Genomic DNA, 18944 nt, shown 5'->3' with positions numbered 1-18944 from the left:
ATTAAAATTCTTGTTAAAAATGTATTTAAAATAAAAATGCCCGGCAGAAACCGGGCAATATGCAATTATAAGGGATAGATCATCCGTTTACTTGACCTCTTCGTAGTCAATAAACTCTCCATCTACTCTTTTTGATTGTTTTTGCGGTTGTTCGGCCTGCCCATTCCTGCTGTTCATTTGTTGCTGCATGTCATTCATCTGCTGTCGTGCAGCTTTCGTAACCTGAAGAATAGGCATAACAAAACGAAGCACAAAACGTGCGATGAGGCTAAGGACGATTAAAAATATGAATATCTTGAGAAACATAGTGGGTCAAAGATAAAAAGAAAATCGGTATCGATTTTCCAAATTAGAAAAACTATAACGTTTGTAAAAAATAGCAAACAGGCCACAAAGAAAATTTCTTATTCCCTGGGAATAAAAGTATTAGAGACCGTCAAGACAATCAGTCCGACGACAATCAGTAAGACAATAAGCGCGAGTACCCAAAGTAGCGCCTCTTTCCCGGCCAGGGTATAGGAACCTTCGTATTCGTTGAGGAATATCTTTCGTCTTTTATTTGGGTTGCGGTATCGGATAAACAGGTATAATTTACCTGCAGAGTTGGTTATCGTATCAATCAGTAAGAAGTCCATTGCAGCACATTTGAAAACTATTGTAAAGGTACGGCAGCAAATACTATGGAACTCTTAAGCAAATACTAGGGAATTCTTAAAACTTTTCGGCCAGGGTATCAGGATCCCAGAAGATTGTTTTGAAATCCAACACTTTATCATTTTTTATGGTAATGCCTTCTGCTTCCAGCAATTCCTGCATGCGGGTAGGGGTCTCAAAATGAAACCTCCCGGTAAGTTTGCCTTGGCTGTTGAGTACACGGTGTGCCGGTACTTCGGGTAGGTTATGGGAATTGAACATTGCCCTGCCCACGACACGGGCGGTACAGCCATAACCCACACATTTGGCAATAACCCCATAACTGCACACCCTTCCAAACGGAATGAGCTTCACGATATCGTAGATCGCCTGATATTGACTAAGCGTGTCTTGGCTCATGAAGCGAATATTTGAAGTAAATGCTCCTGATCAAAAGGTGTTTTACTTTCTTGTGCAGAAACCCAGATCAGCCGTACGTCAATCGTTTGGTCATAGGCCTCCACAAAACCACATAAGCAGGCATCTGTATCGTGGTTATCCAGCAAATCCTGTACATAACCTTCCATAAAATAACAATCCGTTGCCGGGGCAACACTGCACAATTGCTCTCCTTTGAATTGGTGGCGAATGCAGATTTCGCCCAGCATGATGTTAGGTAAGGTATATACAAATAGTGCAGGAGAAGCCCCTTCACTACGCGAGGCTTCAAACTTTTCATCTACTGCCAGACATCCAGAAGCAGTGGTGAGCACCGTGGCTACCTTATCCCGGTTGCCCTCAAAACGAACGGCCTGCATCAAAACCTCTGTTGCCAGAAAGGCAGCCTTAGAGACCAGATCCATTTTAAAAAACTTGGGATAGCTGATCTCCAGCAAGCGGTACAAACCGGTAAGCGTTTCGCCAATCTCCGCCACCGGAAGGGTGTGCTGGAGGTGCTTATCTACATGCAGGGCATCGTTCCGCAAAGAAACGCAGTGATTGATATACAACATTACCCGGATTTAGTTTTTACGCTCTAAAAAATTGATCAGCGAACTTACCGATCTTTCATGGTTTTTGACAAAAGGATTGGTATCATCCCAGACATATCCGGCCAGTACCGAGCAAATCTGTGCTTTTACGCTGGCATCTTTATTATCAGCAAAGAAAATTTTATAGAGATCGCCCGTATACCAGGACTTGACATAGGTTCTGAACACATCTACGCCCTTCTCCATATATCGCATATAATCGTTTTCCCAGTCTACATTTTCGCCTTTTAAGTGTTTGATCACCAGGTTGGCTGCCTTTTGAGCTGATACGGTGGCGAGGGTCACACCAGAGGAGAAGATCGGGTCCAGAAACTCGGTTACATTGCCCGTCAGCACAAAGCCATGACCATAGAAAGTCGTGGAAGTTGCACTCCAGCCTTGCAGTATCCGGGGTTCAAATTTAAGAACTACATCTTTAAAGCGTTCCCTGAGGTTGGGTTCCGCTGCAATCATTTTTTTGAATTTGGCGGTGATGTCCTCATCGCTGCCATACTGTTCAAAATATTCGGGTAGCGCCACAAAGCCTACAGAGGTTGTTCCATTTGAAAAAGGTATGGTCCATATCCAGCAATCATTCCCTTGCGCATAAATCACGATACGATCAGGCTCTTCAACAGTTTGTCTCAGCGGATCTTCCATGTGGCAAAAAATGGTCTTGCGGGTTGGTAATTGTGCGGGCTTGTCCAGGTTGAATAAGCGTGGGATAACGCGGCCGTAACCACTACCATCCACAATAAACTTAGCAGAAACGGTAAACGTACTGCCATCTTCTTTTTGGACAGTTGTTATACTGTGGCCTTGTTCGTCAATTTTGATATCAACCACTTCACTTAAGTAGTGTACCGGAATACCCTTACGCACACATTCATCAGCCAGCGTGCTGTCAAAGTCAGCACGGGGCATTTGCCAGGCATAGTTATAGCCCTTTGTATGTTGTTCATTAAAAGTGAAATCGCAAATAGCATCGTTTAAGACAAATTTTGCGCCCCATTTTTCCTGAAACTTTTTTTCTTTCAGCGCAGGGATAAAACCGGCTTCTTCCAGGGCTTCCAGGCAACGGGGTAATAAACTTTCACCAATCACAAACCTGGGAAACTGTGTTTTTTCAACAATCTCCACTTCGTATCCTGCTCCTTTGATGATGGATGCTGCTACGGTACCGGCAGGGCCGGCGCCAATCACTAAAACATCAGTATGTTTCATTTCTAAAGTATTTTGTTTTGTTCTACAGAAATGTTTATTTCTTTTTTAATTCCAGGATGGTATGGCTTAAACCGATGTTATCATGGGTCTTAATGATCTCAAACCCCGCTTGCTCAATGAGCTTATAGAAAACCTGGCTATCATACATCTGGCTGTTGCCATTGGCCATAGTCGTGAAATAGAGCGAGGTCATTTGCAAGGCAAAAGCAGAGGTTTCAAATTTTTGGCGATCCCAGAAGGTTTCATTGATAAACACACGCGTGTCGGCGGTGGCTACTTTATGGCATTTTTGTAAAATACCTACAATTTCGTCGTCGGAGAAACAATCCAAAAACTGGCTCATCCAGATGATGTCATATCCTTCCGGTAAGCTCAGGCTATTGTCCAGTACATTATGGTTATAATACTGTACCCTTCCTTTAAATCCTGCGGCATCAATATTTTTTTCGGCCATTGCCAATTGTCCTGGAAGGTCTACAATACCTACTTGTACCTCCGGATTATAATGAAGGCTTTGTAAAGACCATTTACCGGTATTGCCACCAATGTCCAGTATTTTTTTGGGGTTTGAGGCAAACACCAGTTCCAAGGCCACCTCAAAGGTGTTGTCAGAGTAATAGTGATCAAAAGCCAACCAGCTTGTTTTGGCGGGTTCCGGTAATACAGAAAGCCCCTCATATAAGGTATTCCAGTTGCCGAATACTTTCAAGCCTTCGGGTTTGGAATGATAAATAGAAGATTCCAGAGACTCAGCGCCCTCGGCGCATACATCCCGCATGAATTCGTAATTGACTTTTGTCATTTCATTTTTTAGCATGAAATAACCCGTTTTGGCCAGCAGGTATTTATCGGCCTTACGGTACACTAATCCAATGCCTAAGCCTGCTTCCAATAATACCCTCACCCCATAATGAGAAAGGTCTGTTTGAGGTACAATCTCTTCTATGCTGATGCCATCTGTACCGCTTTTGTCTACAATATTTAGTATGCCTTTTTCGATCAGCAGTTTTGAGGCTTCCCATACATAAGGAGCAAAAGCAATCAGGTGTGCCCGATCCAGGGCATCCAGCGCTTTAATATTGTCCGTTTCAAACATATTCTTTGCATTATTGGAATTCATAAGTCTTGATAAGATTGTTAAATAATGGACCAAAAGTAAAATTATTCGTGCAAAGTAAAAAGTATTGTTGTTTGTGATGATGCTGAGAATAACTTACTTTTGTCTCATCATTTTAATTTTTTTTGTAAAATAAAACTATGTACAACGTAAAATTTTCTGATGCTCAGGAACTGGCTGTTTCTGTAGATCAGGATCAGGTATTGGTAAACGATAAAAAGATCGATTGGGACGCTGTCGCTTTGCCTAATGCCAGTTATACGATTATTGCAAACAATAAAAGCTATGTAGCCAGTGTCGTGCAGGTTGATCGTGCTAAAAAGACCTTGTCGCTTAGCGTCAATAATAATTTATACGATATCCAGATTCAGGAACCAATAGATATCTTACTGTCTAAAATGGGATTGGATATTTCTAAAATGCAGAAAATAGAACCGATAAAGGCACCCATGCCCGGCTTAATTCTGAAAATATTGGTTACGGAAGGACAGGTGATTAAGAAAGGGGAACCGGTATTAATCCTGGAAGCCATGAAGATGGAAAACATTTTTAAAGCGCCAAATGATGCTACGGTAAAAGCGATCAAAATCACAGAACGCCAGGCTGTAGAGAAAGGGGAAATATTGATTGAACTGGCATAAAGGAATCGAATGAAAAAAATATTGCTGTTTTGTAGTCTTATGGGGCTGGGGCAAATAACCATAAGTGCCCAAGAGAAGAATGATGCCTTTGTGTATATACAGGGCGATAAGCAAACCCCTATTTATGTAAAGATGGAAGGGGAGATGCAGGCGCGTTACAGCAAAGATTTTGCAATCCTTAACGGCCTTGCTGCCGGACCGCTTCATTTGGAAGTATTGTTTCAGCAGAATGCTTATCCTGCTCAGAAATTTATATTGAATATTGCACCTTCCGGTCAGCGGTCTTTAGTCTTAAAAAAGCTTAATAATACGCAGTTTGCTTTATATGACCTGAATAATGGTCATTACATCAATGCCGGTAATAAAGTAGAGGACGATGTCATCACTACCGATCCGAATAAGGAACTGCAAGATATGCTGGCGGTGAATAAAGAGCCGGATGTTGCTAATACAGGAAAGGAAATTGCCGATCCGGTACAAGAAGTGCCGGAAACCAAACCGGTTAAGGCTGCCAAGCCAAAGAAAGAGAAGAAGGTTGTGGTTGTAGCAGCGCCGGAAGATACACCTGCAACACCTGCCACAAAAGAAGATACCCGATTTCTTGACTTTGAGATGAATAAAGAGGCTGCCGCAAATGCAGAAAAGCAGAAAGGTAATAAACGCAACAAAAAAGAAGAGCCGGAACAGGCTGTTACTATAGAGGCAACACCAGAAAAGCCGGTGAAAAAAACGATCAATTGTGAAGAAGGGATGACCGAGGCCGCATTTAATGCCTTTGCGCAGCGCTTGGAAGATCGCACCGATGAGGAAAATAAACTTTCTTATGTACAAAAGTACGGTAAGGCATTTTGCTTCAGTACGGAACAGGTACGGGTAGTTGCACTAAGTTTTAATTCGCAGTCTTCCCGTTATGAAGTGGCAAGGGTTTTGAAACCCCGGGTTTCAGATATAGATCATTACACAGAGCTGCTTTCTTTGTTCAATACCAATTATTTAAAAGAGCGGTTTAAGAATGAGGTTGTAGGTAAATAATAGTCTTATCATATACACAATTAGGGCGCAACCATGGTTGCGCCCTAATTGTGTATATTAATTGAATATCTACTTTTAGGAAGCAAAGACTTCATTATTCTTTTGGTTTCCCTTTATAGCTATTGTTACCTTTTGCCTTGATGCAAAAGGTAGCGCCAAAAATCAAGGATTTATAAGGCCGATTCCTAAGCGATCTGTTCTGTATCGATTGCTTATTGTTTTCATTAAGGCAACTTATATTATTTGAATTTTAGTCCAATCTGAATATTTCCCTGATTTTGTCCAATTTAGTCTGGAAGTCGATTTTCTGATCGATCAACTCACCTGTACGCAGGTCAAATACCCAGCCATGTACCGTTACCCCGCGTTCTCTTACGCCTCTTTGTACTGCTGCTGTTTTGAGTACATTAAAACATTGCTCCTCTACATTTAATTCAACCAGGCGGTCATAGCGTTTTCCTTCATCACTGATGGCATTCAGTTCATCCATATGCATTCTGTACACATCGCGGATATTTCTTAACCAAGGATTCAGGATACCCAAATCTGCAGATTGCATTGCCGCTTTTACTCCGCCACAATTATAATGGCCACAAACCACTACATGATCTACTTTCAAATGATCTAAAGCATAGTTGATTACCGACATTACATTAAGGTCAACATTGTTCACCAGGTTGGCGACATTTCTGTGAATAAAGGCTTCTCCCGGTTCTAGCCCGATGATCTCCTCCGCCGTAACCCTGCTGTCGGAACATCCGATATACAGGATTTTGGGTTGCTGGCCTGAGGCTAATTTTTCAAAATATTGATCATCACTTTTTAATTTGCTTTGTATCCAGTTGCGGTTATTTTCAAATAATTGTTCGATGTTCATAATGTATTTGTTTTTTTGTTTGAGATAAAGATACTGTAGAATGCTTTTTTAGGAAGCGGTCATTCCCCAAAATTTTCTTAAAAACCACTCTGATGCTGCAATGGCGATAATCAAAAAGAACAGCCATTTAAGATCGATGAGCGGATGTATTTCACTTTTACTATGGATTTTTATTTTGATATTGCCATCTTTTTTCAAGCTATCGGTAAGGTTATTAAAATTGTATTGTGTGAAGAAACGGCCTTGCGACTTTTGTGCCATCTGGAACAGCAGCTCGTAGTCGGACTGTGTCCGTAAGGCTTCAAGTGGAACGTCCGATACATAGCACAGCCCATAATCTTCATAGGTTTTTCCGTTATAGCTTACTTTGGCGGTAAGCCTGTATGTGCCCGAGGCGAGTAAACCTGCCTGCAGGCGATAACTGTTGCCCGTTTTTTCAAAATTGTAATTCATGTCCTTGCCGGTGCCTGCGACAGAAAGGATAACTTCCGGTGTATTGATCAGATCACCAGTACTGTTCCTTAATTCGGCCAGTACCACCAGCGGTTCACTATCGCTTAAGTTATGCTTCGGTAAGATGAGCTTAAAAGGTTTATTGTCTTTAGGGGACTGTAAGAATCCCACCGTTTGTCGAATGAGTTCGGGAGTCGTTTGTTGTGTTTTGAAATTTTTATACTCATAAATATTCCATCGCCACAAACCAGTGCCGTTTAAAATACTAAAAGGCACTTTGCCGGGGTTATAGCTCCAAATACTATTGCCGCTTTGGTCGCTCAATAAAGGATTGCTGCCGGGCTTCATCTGGAATAATACGCCCGTCAGTGGCGGCATTTTAGGGAGTGTCTGCTTGATGTTGGCCGGTAAGGTGTACAGGTTGAAACTTTGATTCAGCAGGGCCATAGGTTCATTGGCGCTTGCGATAGGACTGGTGCCCGTCAGGCTCATGATTCTTTTGGTGAGTCCGGGATTGTTTTGTGGCCCCAGGATATACCAGGCAGGTATATTGTCCAGGTCTGTGCCTGCGTAAAACTGATAGGCGATGAGCACATTGTATTCCTTAAGATTGCCGGGTATGCTGCCATTCAGCACGACATCAACTTTGTATTGTCCTGCATCTTTAAGTGCATTTTGGATAACTGCAATATCGGGATGCGGTGCGGCAGCCAGCAACAATACATTGATCTTTTCTTCTGTCACCTCTACGATTGCAGATTGTGTATTGTTCTGTATATTTTGTTCTGCACCGGTTTTGGCAACCGATACAGTATAGTGTTGCAAGCCTTTGGTGCTGGCCACTACATTAAAGCTAATGCTACTGGCTTCATTGATGCTATTGATCTGCAGGCTTTGTGTTGCCAATACTTTGCCGTTATGGTTCAGGCTGACGGTTGTTTGCTCGCCTGCAAGTCCGGTAGCTATGATGTCGGCAAAGATTTCAAAAGTACTACCAAGGCTTACGGTTTTATTGGTATGAAGGGCATTGATGCGAATATCTTTAGGGGTGGTGCTGTCACCCAGCGCAATCGTATATAGCGGAATTGGTTTAGGGAGTTGCAGGAAGAGAGGATTGCTACCCTCATTGTAAATGCCGTCAGAAGCAATAATGATAGCCCCGATATTTTTATCCTGGTTTTGTTCTGCAGCGCGTTCAATGGCACTGGCGATATCGGTGCTCTTTTGTGTATAGGTATAAATACTGTCTTTAATACTCGTGTTGCCGAATCCGATTATTTGTACCTGATAGTTTTTGTTTAATTGTGCCAGTGTTGCTTTCTGTGTAGCCTGGTATTTTTCCTGATATTGGCTCAGTGCATTTTTGGTAGAAGTAGATACATCCTGTAGCCAAATGATCGTAGGTTTCTCTTCTGTATTGTTTAATCCGGAAAATGCAGGTGCTAAAAGTAAACCTGCGGTTAAGCTGCCTGCAATGAAGCGGAGGAGTGCAGGGAGCCATTTGACGGGAACGTCTTTTTGTTTGTCTTTTCTATAAACAAGAAATGCCAATAGTAATCCGAAGAGTAGGGATAGTGTCCAATAGAACCAAATCATCGTATGTATAAAATAGTATGGTGGACGTAAAGATACGTGCTAGAGTTTGTAATTAATACATCAAATATTTATCCGGAAAATGATCAGAAACTGATTGTGGAGGGGCAAAAAAAAGAGCCGTTACATATTATGTAACAGCTCCCCGAACTTTACTTACTAACCCATCGTAAGTACTGCAAATTTCATAAAAATAAATGGAATTATGAAATGTTTTTTTTGATGAAGTCATTAGATTTTGAGGCGAAATGCCTTGAAATGCCGAATATTCATGATAAAATAATACTAAAAACGACAAAATGTCTTTGTTTTAATTTAAAATATGACAAAATGTCTTGTTTATTGTGTTGGTCTGGAACTTGCTATAGATACCATACAAACATTTTTTAAAACAAATAAAAAACAAATAATTATGAAAACAGTTAATGCAAATGGTGTGAGAAACTTTGGTGACCTTATGGAAACTATTTTTGATGGTAGATTCAATACCATGTTTAAAGACGATCACGCAACAGGTCCGGTAATGCAACCACCGGTAAACATTTATGAAATGGAGCAAGGATTCAATATTGAAGTGATGGCTCCGGGCGTGGCGAAAGAAGATATTAAATTAAGTGTATTGGATCATATCCTTACCATTTCTTATGATAAGAGTGAGCCGGCAAAAGAAACAAGCGGCAAGCTTTTGAGAAATGAATTTGGTGTCAAGTCCTTTAAAAGAAGTTTTACATTAGGCGAGAAAGTAGATGCAGGTAAAATTAATGCCTCCTTTGAAAATGGTATTTTGAAAATCGCTTTATCTAAAAAAGAAGTAATCAAACCCGCGCAGGTAGAGATTGCAATCAACTAAACGTATTATTGCCCTGAACAAAAAAAGCACGCTGCATTTGCAGTGTGCTTTTTTTGTAATCAGGTTCTAAATTTTTCAAGGTTGCGCCGGGTATGATACCGATGGCGCTTAACCTTCTTCAGAAAAATCTAATCATTATCTTTGCGCTAAAAAAAATGTTGATATTAAATATAACAACTAAAGTAATGCACTCGATAGAACAAGACTGGTTGCAATGGATGAAAAGTACCTGGATTAAGGAAATGCAGGATACGGGCCTGTTTGGTGAGCACCGGTTTTGTAAATTGCAGGGCAATGATGATGAGGAAGGGGTAATGTACGTTACACAGTTTCATTGTGATACCCTTGAAAATTATAATACGTTTTTAAGTGAACAGGATGAACGTTTGAGGTCCTTAGGGCATCAGCAATTTGGAAATGCCTTCATTTCTTTCCGCACAATTATGGAAATTATACATTAATCAATCGTAATGGCATACAAGACTCTTTTTTTTGATTTAGACCATACCCTTTGGGACTTTGAGCAAAACTCCTACCATACATTATCGCATATTTATGATACTCATGAACTCGCTACGATAGGTGTTCCTTCGGTTGCGGTATTTTACGAACATTATAAAGTACATAACGACCGCCTCTGGGCACGGTATCGTAATGGATTTATTGGCAGGGAAGAATTGAAATGGAAACGCATGTGGCTGACCTTAATCGAATTCAAGATCGGAGACGAGCGCTTGGCAAGGGCTTTGAGTCAGGTATACCTGGAGGCTTTGCCGCATCAGCAGGCTTTATTTCCTTTTGCAATAGAGATACTGGAGTATTGTAAAGCGCAGCAATATGATCTTAATTTGATCACCAATGGGTTTGAAGATACACAATGGAAGAAATTAAATGCGGCCGGTATCGGTCATTACTTTACCCATGTCATTACCTCTGAGGCAACCAATAGCCTTAAGCCACATGCCCCGATATTTGAATATGCGTTGACCGCTGCAGGAGCCGATAAACAAGGTTCCTTAATGATCGGAGACAGTCTCGAAGCAGATATCATGGGTGCAAAATCGTTTGGGATGGATCAGGTTTATTTTAATCCTGAAAAAATACCGCATGAAGTACAGCCTACTTTTGAGATATCCTGTCTCAGTGAATTGAAGCAAATTGTCTAGATAACGATTTATAACACAAGAGGAACCATGTATATGGTTCCTCTTGTGTTATAAGGGTAAAGTATGCTTAGAAATCAAATCCTAAGGAGATATGATACATTATTTTATTATTGAGATTCATTGCTGCGTCTGCTCTTATAAAATATCCGTAGAGCATGGTGCGTAAGCCAAGACCATAGCCCAGTCCTACCGAATTGACACCGGCATTATTAACCGTTAAGGTTACATTGCCCGGAGAGTTGATGCTATTTGTCGGGGAAATAAAGGTAGCGCTTCTGCTTCTTTGATCTTCCTTACTTGGAATAAGGTACTGCCATGCTGAACCCGCATCTACAAAGGCAATCGCCTGAAGATTTTTCAATATGCTGGACTGTACCGGCTTTCTGAACAGGGTTTCAAAAACAGGCATCCGCAACTCTGCATTAACCAAGAAGTAAGTATTTCCGTTACGGGCATTCTGATTGTATCCTCTAAGGTTTGTAGCCAAGCTCTGGAAGGCAAATTTACTGGAAGGAATAGGGTAGTCATCCAGTTTTGCATTCAGGGAATTGTCTACACCACCCAACATATACAATATTTTTTCGTTGCCACCAGAATGCGCGCCTGCAGTCCGTATCGCAAAAATCATGTTTTTATATATTGGTTCGTAATAGCGGATGTCAAATCCGAAATTATAGAAACCACCTGTTTTTGGCCGTGTTTGACCGCCATTGGCATAGACATTATCATCATGAAGCTTATATAAATACTCGCCAAATAACTTCAGTCTTAATCCATCTAATATATTGGGTGCAATAGCACGGGTGTCGTCATGTACATACTCTAGCCTGGAGGTAATATAGTACTTGTCTTCATCTTTTACAATTGCACTCACCGGGTTTACCGCACGCAGGATAGTGCGGTCTTGCCTCAGGCCTACATTCAGGCGTATACTTTTTGTTTTATCTAAAGGATAGTTTGCATAGCCCTGTAAAATGTTGACTACAGGTTTGATCGGAAGTATAAATAATTCTCTTCCTGCAGGTGTATTGGCAATTAGCTGCACATCCTGGTTTTGGGTCTCCCGGAAATAAGTAAGTCCCCAGTCGACTTTTCTTTTGAAATTATCGAACTGTACAAAATAGGCGCTACCATTCGTGGCAAAAGGAATTCTTAATCCACCGGTAAAGCGATAGTTCTCCATTTTGTCATATACGCTGGCAGAAAGCATTCCACCCAGGCTTGGGGTAGAAATGGTGCCCGTGAAATTCTGATAACGCGTAAACAAGATATTATTATCCAGGCGCAAACTATAAAAATCGGTTTTGTAGCTTGGCTTATATTCTTTCGATCTCAGGCGAATGTAAGTACTGTCAACATATACAATATGCTTTTTTTGTGTACTATCAGTTACCGCTGTGCTGCCCCCGGAAAGCTTTTGCGCAAATCCGTCTGACTCTGCACGAACCACCACTTTTTCGCCGGCGCCATCTTCTGTATTGGTATTGTCTGCTGCTTTGCGCTTTCTGTTACGGCTAAATTTACTCTGCATCGCATCGCCTTCTTTAATGTCCAGCTGATCCTTAGCGTTATTATTGTTTTTATCCGTAGAAGAGGAACTTGCTTTACTCCGCTCTTTTATATTTTGATCATTAATGATCACATTCTTTTTAGTGTTGCTCAGAAAAGCTTCCTCTACCAGGCTGGCCGGAATACGGTTTACTGCTTTTAGATCACCAAAGGGTTCGGGCAGGTTTACTTTTCGGAAATAAACCTTGATGCCATCGGGCGTCTTAATAGCATCAGCAATACTTTTACTGGCCGGATTATACTGTTGGTATAAAATGCCGTAATTGCCATCCGTTACCGGTATGCTGTAGGCAACATCTTTATTCTTATTATCCCTGCTAAACGCAACGACATTTCTATTGTACACGCCATTATTATTGGTGAGGTAGGCAAAGTTATCCGGACCATAAGGAATGATCTGTGTGACGTCACCTTTTTCATTAGGTGTTAAGGGCAACAATTCATAGTTCTGTGTGGTTGAATTGTAAAAATACCCCTTTGACCTACCCGTAGGAAGTTCATTAGGCAGGGGTTGTATGTTGATATAAGGTTCCGGTCTGTTAGACAGAAATGCAATGCCCTTTCTGGAGCCACCGCTTACATAATTCGGTTCCAGGTCATCGTAAGCATCATTGGTAATCTGGTTGATACGGCCACGTTTCAGTCGATATTCATAAAGATCACTTTGTCCGCCTTTAATAGCCGACATAACGATCATATCATCATCTTCCATAAAAGTGAAACTCAGGACGCGGTCAAATTTCTTATTGGAAATGATGTACATCTCAATCTTCGCTTTGACGGCATCATATACTTTTAGGTATATCGTACCGTATTTTTTATAAATAATACCAAGTTTATAACCGGTATTACTCCAGGCCAGAATAGGGTAGTTCGGGTCGTCACTTTCGTTATGATTAATGAGTCCGCCGCTCACGATTTTGGCAATGTGCTTTTTTCTGATTCCTTCTATTTGTTTGGAGGTTTCCAGAATCACATCAAACATACCGTTTTTCCAGGCCACATAAGCCACATCATAACCTCTTGGGGATACCTTTACATTATATATGCGCCTTTGATAGTCCTTGTTCTCTATATTTAACAGAGGGGTTTCTGCTGTAATATCCGTTTGGTTTTGTAAATCGGTATTGTATGCATTTTGGTAGAAGACAATCAGCGAATCAAAATTGGGGACAATTTTTTTGTCTGTTAGCGAGCGAATCGCTTTGTTGATCTTGGTGTCGTTTTGCGTCAGGAAGATAAAGTCTTTTACTTCTTTTTCGCCATAGCGCTCAATCAGGTATTTCCAGAAAGCTTTACCAGAGAGTTGTGGATATTTACGCGCCAGTTCTTCAAACTTAAGGGGCTTGCCGGTATTGATCAAAGCTTTCCATTCATTGTCAGTTCTGCTGTCCCAGCCATCGACTACATATTCAAGGTATCCTTCCGTAAACCATTTTGGTAAATTGAGGACTAAAGCGTTTTTTAGCGATTCTACAATATTGTCGCCAAACACCGTTTTCTCCAGGATAATACTGGAGAGTGCAGAACGTAACTGACGCTTAAGGTCGCTATGGTTACCGGTAAAATATACCACTAGTTTATTACCCACAATATTCACCCTGCCGGCGGTATTGTTATGTATATTATTGTTGGAAGTTAAGCCGATATTCGTTTGCTGAAAGTCATCAAAACAATTGTACAGCATAATGTCCAGCTGATTAGGGAAGATACCGCCCATCTGATTTTCAATAGCAGTAAGGTCTTGCTCCATTTGCTCGGCTACATACCTGGAGAGATCCGTCCCGGCTTTGTCGTAATGGTATATTTTAAAACGCTTGGCTTCATAATATTTCCAGTTGAACGTCTTTGATTGTACCCTGTTCTGCCCGAATAACTCAGTACTCGTTTGGGCATGGGTGTACAAGGTTGCAGACATGCTTAAAAGCATACAGCCGGAAAAAACATAAATCTTATTTCTCATAAAGTTTTCTGATTCCCAATATTTAAGGTAATATCACCGCCGAATTTACATAAAAAATGTTAAAAACTTATATAACCGGTCGATATTCATAAAATAAAATGCCCTGCTTTAAACAAGATCACCCTAAGGATAAAATAACTAAATGATTTATGTGTACAAAGGACTTTTAAAGTATAACAAAGAGTCTTGTTTTGCCTGAGGGAAACAGAATGATAAAGCTTAATTCGTATTTGTTTAAATACCACTTTATTATATGCAAAAAAAGAAACAATACGGAGTATTTAAATTGTATAAACGACTGCTAATTAATCCTCAATAAATATGATATTCTAAATGCGATAATTTTTATCGATTATGTTTTTTTTGGAAGCAAAACCCTTATCTTTGCACAAAATTTGGAAAACGTGTTAAAAAAATCTAAACTGTTTTTTGCTACTTTAATGCTTGTTTTTAGTGCATTTGGTTCCTTTGCACAAGAAGCGCAGCAGCATACAGAAGAGCCTGCAGCAGCTGCAGCTCATCATGAAGAAAAAGGTAAACTAAATATTAAAGAGATTATTTTCGGTCATATCAGTGATGCCTATGACTGGCACGTAATGGATATTGACGGTCATCCGATCGCTATGCCTTTGCCGGTTATTGTCTATCATCCGGAAAAAGGAATGAGTATGTTTATGTCTTCTAAACTGGAACACGGACATGCTGCTTACGAAGGATATCAATTAGTAACCGAGTACTATATGCATGAGCGTAAAGCAGCCGGCGCTACCGAAGAAGAAATGAAAATGCTGGAATCTAATACCGGTAAGATCATCGCAACGGACGGAGCATCTATTAAAGATATTTCTATTACGAAGAATGTATTTTCAATGTTATTGTCTGTAGCTTTATTATTAATTATAATGCTTACAGTAGCGAATAAATATAAGAAGAATGGTGCCATGAAAGCGCCTACCGGATTACAAAATGCAGTTGAGCCTTTAATTACCTTTATCAGAGACGAAGTGGCTAAGCCAAATCTGGGTAATAAATATATGCGCTTTATGCCTTTATTGTTAACCGTGTTCTTTTTTATCTGGATCAACAACTTATTAGGCTTAATTCCTTCCGGTGCCAACTTTACAGGTAATATCGCAGCGACTGCAGCATTATCTTTAGTATCGTTCATCGTGATCTTATTCAGCGCAAACAAACATTTCTGGGGTCACTTATTTAACCCGCCGGGTGTACCTTTGCCTGCAAAAATATTATTGGTTGTTATTGAGATCATTTCCTTGTTCATTAAACCGATTGCCTTAACCATCCGTTTGTTCGCAAACATTCTGGCCGGTCACATCATTATCCTGAGTGTTATCTCTATGATATTTATCTTTGGTGCCATGAATCAGGCTGCAGGTTGGGGATTTGCTCCGGTATCCATTGCCTTCTCTATCTTTATGTTCTGCTTGGAATTATTGGTAGCGGCCATTCAAGCGTTTATCTTTACCAACCTTACCGCAGTATTTATCGGTCAGGCAGTAGAAGAAGGACATCATGATGCGCACGGAGACCATGGTATGGATCATGCACACAGTGAGAATGAATTAGTACTTTAATTTTTTTATAAACAAGTTTTTTTAATCACTTAAATATATAATACAATGTCTTTATTGAACACTGTAATGTTACAAGCCGCAGAAAATGGAGCAGGTCTTGCAAAAGGATTGGGCGCTATTGGTGCTGGTATCGCAGCTTTAGCAGCAGGTATCGGTATTGGTCAAATCGGTAAAGGTGCGGTTGAGTCTATCGCTCGCCAACCAGAAGCCGCAGGCGATATCCGTTCAAGCATGATCCTGACTGCTGCATTCATCGAGGGTGTTGCCCTTTTCGGTGTAATCGCTGGCTTATTAGCAGTAGTAATGTAATCTACATTACACAAGCTAACACAAAACATTAAATTACGCCCAACGCAAAGGGCAGCGGGCGTAATTTATTTAAGAAATTAAAACATTACCATACTCAACATCTCTAATCATTACAAATAATTACAATGGGATTAATTACACCAGCTTTAGGTCTTTTTATATGGACATTAGTAGCTTTTTTAATTGTACTGTTCATTCTTAAAAAATTTGCCTGGAAGCCTATTCTGAAAATGCTGAATGAGCGTGAAACAGGTATCGCAAATGCGATCTCTTCTGCCGAAAAGGTGAAAATTGAAATGGCTGAGATGCAGGCAGATAACCAGCGTCTGATCCAGGAAGCCCGTGAAGAGCGTTCTATCATGCTGAAAGAAGCAAAAGAAACGAAAGATAAGATCATCAGCGAAGCTAAAGAACAAGCAAAAGCAGAGGCAAACAAAATAATGGAAGAGGCACGCACGCAAATCGAATTGAAGAAAAATGCGGCGCTTACTGAAGTTAAAAACGAAATCGGTACTATGGCAGTAGCTGTTGCTGAAAAAGTATTGCGTAAGAAATTAGAGGCTGCTGATGCTCAAGCTGATTACATCAAAATGTTGTCAGAAGAAATTAAATTGAACTAATTTTAATCATTCAAATTACCCATAAATGCCTAATCCACGTCTCGCTTCAAGATATGCTAAATCATTATTGGATCTTGCAAAAGAACAAAATAATGTGGAAGCGGTATTGAGTGATATAAAGACCATTCAAAACGCATTAGAAAATTCACGTGAATTTCAAATGTTTTTACAAAGTCCTTTGGTAAAAGGGGACAAGAAGGTGGCGATTATCAATGCTATTTTTGCTGATAAAATCAGTCCTTTGTCTGCTGCGTTTTTAGCCCTTGTGGTAAAGAAAGGCAGAGAAACGGAATTGTCTGAGATTGCCAGCGCTTTTATCGCTCAATATCAAGAATTAAATAATATTCAGACCGTTCATATCACAACTGCTTATCCTTTAGATGCTGCTACGCTGGAAGTACTTTCTGCAAGAATCAAACAAAGCTTAGGCAACGATAACGTTATCTATAAAACAATTATAGATCCCTCTATTTTGGGAGGATTTAAATTGCAGGTAGGTGACAAATATTTTGATATGAGCATTTCAAGAGATCTGACCGATATCAAAAATCAATTTACTAAAAACGTATTTGTCGCAGACATCTAAGTTTGTATTAAGTATCATAAATTTTTAAATCATTATAAATATTTATAACAATGGTTGACATTAAACCGGACGAAATATCGGCGATATTACGCCAACAATTGAGCAACTTTAATAGCTCAGCTGACCTTGAAGAAGTAGGTACCGTATTACAAATTGGTGATGGTATTGCTCGCGTATATGGTCTTGGAAGTGTACGCCAAGGAGAATTGGTAGAGTTTGAAGATGGCACAAAGGCCATTGCATTGAACCTTGAAGAAGACAATGTAGGTGTGGTATTGATGGGTGAGAGTGACAAAATCAAAGAAGGTTCTAAAGTACGCCGCACGGGTAGCATCGCTTCTATTAACGTAGGAGAAGGTATGGTAGGTCGTGTTGTTAATACTTTAGGAGAGCCTATCGATGGTAAAGGTCCTATCAAAGGCGAATTATATGAAATGCCTATCGAGCGTAAAGCTCCGGGTGTTTTGTTCCGTGAGCCGGTAAAAGAACCTTTGCAAACAGGTTTGAAAGCCGTAGATGCGATGATTCCGATCGGCCGTGGACAACGTGAGTTGGTAATTGGTGACCGTCAAACGGGTAAAACAGCCATCTGTCTGGATACCATCATCAACCAAAAAGAATTTTTTGATGCAGGAAAACCTGTTTATTGTATTTATGTAGCGATTGGTCAGAAAGCTTCTACCGTAGCTGCAGTAATGAATGTATTGGAAGCAAATGGTGCTATGGCTTATACGACTATCGTATCAGCTACTGCAGCAGATCCGGCTCCTTTACAATTCTATGCACCATTTGCCGGTGCGGCTATCGGGGAGTTCTTCCGTGATACAGGTCGTCCAGCATTAGTGGTATATGATGATTTATCAAAACAAGCAGTAGCTTACCGTGAGGTATCTTTGCTGTTGCGTCGCCCACCGGGTCGTGAGGCTTATCCTGGTGACGTATTCTATTTACACTCCCGTTTACTGGAAAGAGCTGCGAAAGTAATTAATGATGATAGCATCGTTAAAAACATGAACGACTTACCGGAATCAATCAAACATTTGGTAAAAGGTGGTGGATCTTTAACAGCATTGCCGATTATCGAAACACAAGCGGGTGACGTATCTGCTTATATCCCTACCAACGTAATTTCGATTACAGATGGTCAGATCTTCTTAGAAACTAACTTATTCTTATCCGGTATCCGTCCTGCGATCAACGTAGGTATCTCGGTAAGCCGTGTGGGTGGTTCTGCGCAGATCAAATCCATGAAAAAAGTAGCCGGTACCTTAAAATTAGATCAGGCACTTTACCGTGAGATGGAAGCATTCTCTAAATTTGGTGGTGACCTGGATGCAGCAACTAAAAACGTAATTGATAAAGGTGCCCGTAATGTGGAAATCCTGAAACAAGCACAGTTTAGCCCGTATTCAGTAGAGAAACAAGTTGCGATCATTTACTTAGGTACCAATAACCTGTTAAGAGAAGTACCGGTTAAAAACATGAAGCAATTTGAAGATCAGTTCATGCTGGAAATGCAAACTAAATTGCCTAATGTATTAGCTGAATTCAAAAAAGGAAATTTACCGGAAGACGGAATCAATCAAATGGTTGATTTAGCGAAAGGCTTAATTCCTCAATTCAAAAACTAAGGTTTTAATATAATAGAAAAAGCGCTTTACCATTTTGGTAAAGCGCTTTTTCTA

The 18944-nt window shown here is 40.4% G+C and carries 19 protein-coding genes; 10 read left to right on the top strand and 9 right to left on the bottom strand.

Translation table 11 applies throughout. The annotated features are described in order from the left end of the window. Positions 1-87: 87 nt before the first annotated feature. The 6 genes from DBR32_RS04760 to DBR32_RS04735 form a co-directional block, all read right to left on the bottom strand. Positions 88-306, bottom strand: a complete 219-nt coding sequence (locus tag DBR32_RS04760) for a hypothetical protein (protein WP_124635161.1) — start codon at positions 304-306, stop codon at positions 88-90. 98 nt (positions 307-404) lie between these two features. Continuing rightward, on the bottom strand, positions 405-635 hold the full coding sequence (locus DBR32_RS04755; RefSeq protein ID WP_124635160.1) for a hypothetical protein: 231 nt from the start codon (positions 633-635) through the stop codon (positions 405-407). Positions 636-711: 76 nt separating this feature from the next. After that, positions 712-1053: an MGMT family protein gene (locus tag DBR32_RS04750; RefSeq protein WP_124635159.1), complete on the bottom strand. Its 342-nt coding sequence runs from the start codon at positions 1051-1053 to the stop codon at positions 712-714. Next, the gene (locus tag DBR32_RS04745; RefSeq protein ID WP_124635158.1) at positions 1050-1646 is read right to left on the bottom strand and encodes a hypothetical protein; all 597 of its coding nucleotides are present in this window, start codon (positions 1644-1646) and stop codon (positions 1050-1052) included. The genes DBR32_RS04750 and DBR32_RS04745 overlap by 4 nt, the downstream gene beginning before the upstream one ends. A gap of 9 nt (positions 1647-1655) precedes the next feature. Further along, complete coding sequence (locus tag DBR32_RS04740; RefSeq protein WP_124635157.1) at positions 1656-2888, bottom strand: NAD(P)/FAD-dependent oxidoreductase; 1233 nt, start codon at positions 2886-2888, stop codon at positions 1656-1658. A 34-nt stretch (positions 2889-2922) separates the two neighbouring features. Continuing rightward, positions 2923-4008 carry a class I SAM-dependent methyltransferase gene (locus tag DBR32_RS04735; RefSeq protein WP_199724363.1) on the bottom strand — a complete coding sequence of 362 codons (1086 nt, stop codon included), beginning with the start codon at positions 4006-4008 and terminating at the stop codon, positions 2923-2925. A gap of 137 nt (positions 4009-4145) precedes the next feature. Between DBR32_RS04735 and DBR32_RS04730 the strand changes: the two genes are divergently transcribed. Continuing rightward, a complete protein-coding gene (locus tag DBR32_RS04730) occupies positions 4146-4646 on the top strand; it encodes a biotin/lipoyl-containing protein (protein WP_124635156.1) in 501 nt (166 codons plus the stop codon). A 9-nt stretch (positions 4647-4655) separates the two neighbouring features. Continuing rightward, positions 4656-5678, top strand: coding sequence for a DUF4476 domain-containing protein (locus DBR32_RS04725; protein ID WP_124635155.1), 1023 nt, complete (start codon positions 4656-4658; stop codon positions 5676-5678). Between the two features lie 250 nt (positions 5679-5928). Here DBR32_RS04725 and DBR32_RS04720 read toward each other — a convergent pair whose 3' ends face one another. Beyond that, complete coding sequence (locus DBR32_RS04720; RefSeq protein ID WP_124635154.1) at positions 5929-6555, bottom strand: carbonic anhydrase; 627 nt, start codon at positions 6553-6555, stop codon at positions 5929-5931. A 48-nt stretch (positions 6556-6603) separates the two neighbouring features. After that, on the bottom strand, positions 6604-8604 hold the full coding sequence (locus DBR32_RS04715; protein WP_124635153.1) for a hypothetical protein: 2001 nt from the start codon (positions 8602-8604) through the stop codon (positions 6604-6606). A 409-nt stretch (positions 8605-9013) separates the two neighbouring features. Between DBR32_RS04715 and DBR32_RS04710 the strand changes: the two genes are divergently transcribed. The 3 genes from DBR32_RS04710 to DBR32_RS04700 all read left to right on the top strand — a co-directional run bounded on the left by DBR32_RS04710 (position 9014) and on the right by DBR32_RS04700 (position 10617). Beyond that, on the top strand, positions 9014-9451 hold the full coding sequence (locus DBR32_RS04710) for an Hsp20/alpha crystallin family protein (protein ID WP_158605909.1): 438 nt from the start codon (positions 9014-9016) through the stop codon (positions 9449-9451). A 155-nt stretch (positions 9452-9606) separates the two neighbouring features. After that, entirely contained in the window at positions 9607-9912 is a 306-nt protein-coding gene (locus DBR32_RS04705) for a DUF4286 family protein (protein ID WP_158605908.1), read from the top strand. Positions 9913-9921: 9 nt separating this feature from the next. Then, the gene (locus tag DBR32_RS04700) at positions 9922-10617 is read left to right on the top strand and encodes a YjjG family noncanonical pyrimidine nucleotidase (RefSeq protein WP_124635150.1); all 696 of its coding nucleotides are present in this window, start codon (positions 9922-9924) and stop codon (positions 10615-10617) included. A gap of 67 nt (positions 10618-10684) precedes the next feature. Here the strand turns inward: DBR32_RS04700 and DBR32_RS04695 are convergent, their stop codons facing one another. Then, positions 10685-14149: a hypothetical protein gene (locus tag DBR32_RS04695; RefSeq protein ID WP_124635149.1), complete on the bottom strand. Its 3465-nt coding sequence runs from the start codon at positions 14147-14149 to the stop codon at positions 10685-10687. Positions 14150-14553: 404 nt separating this feature from the next. On the opposite strand from DBR32_RS04695, the gene atpB reads away from it, so the two are divergent. From atpB to atpA, 5 genes are all read left to right on the top strand, one after another. Next, positions 14554-15744 carry a F0F1 ATP synthase subunit A gene (gene atpB / locus DBR32_RS04690; RefSeq protein ID WP_233559662.1) on the top strand — a complete coding sequence of 397 codons (1191 nt, stop codon included), beginning with the start codon at positions 14554-14556 and terminating at the stop codon, positions 15742-15744. Between the two features lie 45 nt (positions 15745-15789). After that, complete coding sequence (gene atpE / locus DBR32_RS04685; RefSeq protein WP_124635148.1) at positions 15790-16053, top strand: ATP synthase F0 subunit C; 264 nt, start codon at positions 15790-15792, stop codon at positions 16051-16053. 125 nt (positions 16054-16178) lie between these two features. Continuing rightward, positions 16179-16673 (top strand): F0F1 ATP synthase subunit B, encoded by a 495-nt coding sequence (atpF, locus tag DBR32_RS04680; RefSeq protein WP_124635147.1) that lies wholly within the window; start codon positions 16179-16181, stop codon positions 16671-16673. Between the two features lie 25 nt (positions 16674-16698). Continuing rightward, a complete protein-coding gene (gene atpH / locus DBR32_RS04675; protein WP_124635146.1) occupies positions 16699-17259 on the top strand; it encodes an ATP synthase F1 subunit delta in 561 nt (186 codons plus the stop codon). Between the two features lie 50 nt (positions 17260-17309). After that, positions 17310-18890, top strand: coding sequence for a F0F1 ATP synthase subunit alpha (gene atpA / locus DBR32_RS04670; protein WP_124635145.1), 1581 nt, complete (start codon positions 17310-17312; stop codon positions 18888-18890). Positions 18891-18944 lie beyond the last annotated feature (54 nt).

It is taken from the genome of Taibaiella sp. KBW10 (assembly GCF_003852495.1).
GTDB lineage: Bacteria > Bacteroidota > Bacteroidia > Chitinophagales > Chitinophagaceae > Edaphocola.
The sequence above is the reverse complement of the archived record's forward strand: the minus strand, read 5'-3'. Positions and strand labels throughout refer to the sequence as shown.

What these genes read in the sequence shown, in the direction of transcription:
- DBR32_RS04730 (WP_124635156.1), top strand. Translation starts at nt 4,146, where the DNA reads ATGTACAACGTAAAATTTTCTGATGCTCAGGAACTGGCTGTTTCTGTA.
- DBR32_RS04700 (WP_124635150.1), top strand. Translation starts at nt 9,922, where the DNA reads ATGGCATACAAGACTCTTTTTTTTGATTTAGACCATACCCTTTGGGAC.
- atpE (WP_124635148.1), top strand. Translation starts at nt 15,790, where the DNA reads ATGTCTTTATTGAACACTGTAATGTTACAAGCCGCAGAAAATGGAGCA.
- atpF (WP_124635147.1), top strand. Translation starts at nt 16,179, where the DNA reads ATGGGATTAATTACACCAGCTTTAGGTCTTTTTATATGGACATTAGTA.
- atpH (WP_124635146.1), top strand. Translation starts at nt 16,699, where the DNA reads ATGCCTAATCCACGTCTCGCTTCAAGATATGCTAAATCATTATTGGAT.
- DBR32_RS04710 (WP_158605909.1), top strand. Translation starts at nt 9,014, where the DNA reads ATGAAAACAGTTAATGCAAATGGTGTGAGAAACTTTGGTGACCTTATG.
- DBR32_RS04715 (WP_124635153.1), bottom strand. Translation starts at nt 8,604, where the DNA reads ATGATTTGGTTCTATTGGACACTATCCCTACTCTTCGGATTACTATTG.
- DBR32_RS04760 (WP_124635161.1), bottom strand. Translation starts at nt 306, where the DNA reads ATGTTTCTCAAGATATTCATATTTTTAATCGTCCTTAGCCTCATCGCA.
- DBR32_RS04750 (WP_124635159.1), bottom strand. Translation starts at nt 1,053, where the DNA reads ATGAGCCAAGACACGCTTAGTCAATATCAGGCGATCTACGATATCGTG.
- DBR32_RS04695 (WP_124635149.1), bottom strand. Translation starts at nt 14,149, where the DNA reads ATGAGAAATAAGATTTATGTTTTTTCCGGCTGTATGCTTTTAAGCATG.
- DBR32_RS04755 (WP_124635160.1), bottom strand. Translation starts at nt 635, where the DNA reads ATGGACTTCTTACTGATTGATACGATAACCAACTCTGCAGGTAAATTA.
- DBR32_RS04735 (WP_199724363.1), bottom strand. Translation starts at nt 4,008, where the DNA reads ATGAATTCCAATAATGCAAAGAATATGTTTGAAACGGACAATATTAAA.
- atpA (WP_124635145.1), top strand. Translation starts at nt 17,310, where the DNA reads ATGGTTGACATTAAACCGGACGAAATATCGGCGATATTACGCCAACAA.
- DBR32_RS04745 (WP_124635158.1), bottom strand. Translation starts at nt 1,646, where the DNA reads ATGTTGTATATCAATCACTGCGTTTCTTTGCGGAACGATGCCCTGCAT.
- DBR32_RS04740 (WP_124635157.1), bottom strand. Translation starts at nt 2,888, where the DNA reads ATGAAACATACTGATGTTTTAGTGATTGGCGCCGGCCCTGCCGGTACC.
- DBR32_RS04720 (WP_124635154.1), bottom strand. Translation starts at nt 6,555, where the DNA reads ATGAACATCGAACAATTATTTGAAAATAACCGCAACTGGATACAAAGC.
- DBR32_RS04725 (WP_124635155.1), top strand. Translation starts at nt 4,656, where the DNA reads ATGAAAAAAATATTGCTGTTTTGTAGTCTTATGGGGCTGGGGCAAATA.
- DBR32_RS04705 (WP_158605908.1), top strand. Translation starts at nt 9,607, where the DNA reads ATGTTGATATTAAATATAACAACTAAAGTAATGCACTCGATAGAACAA.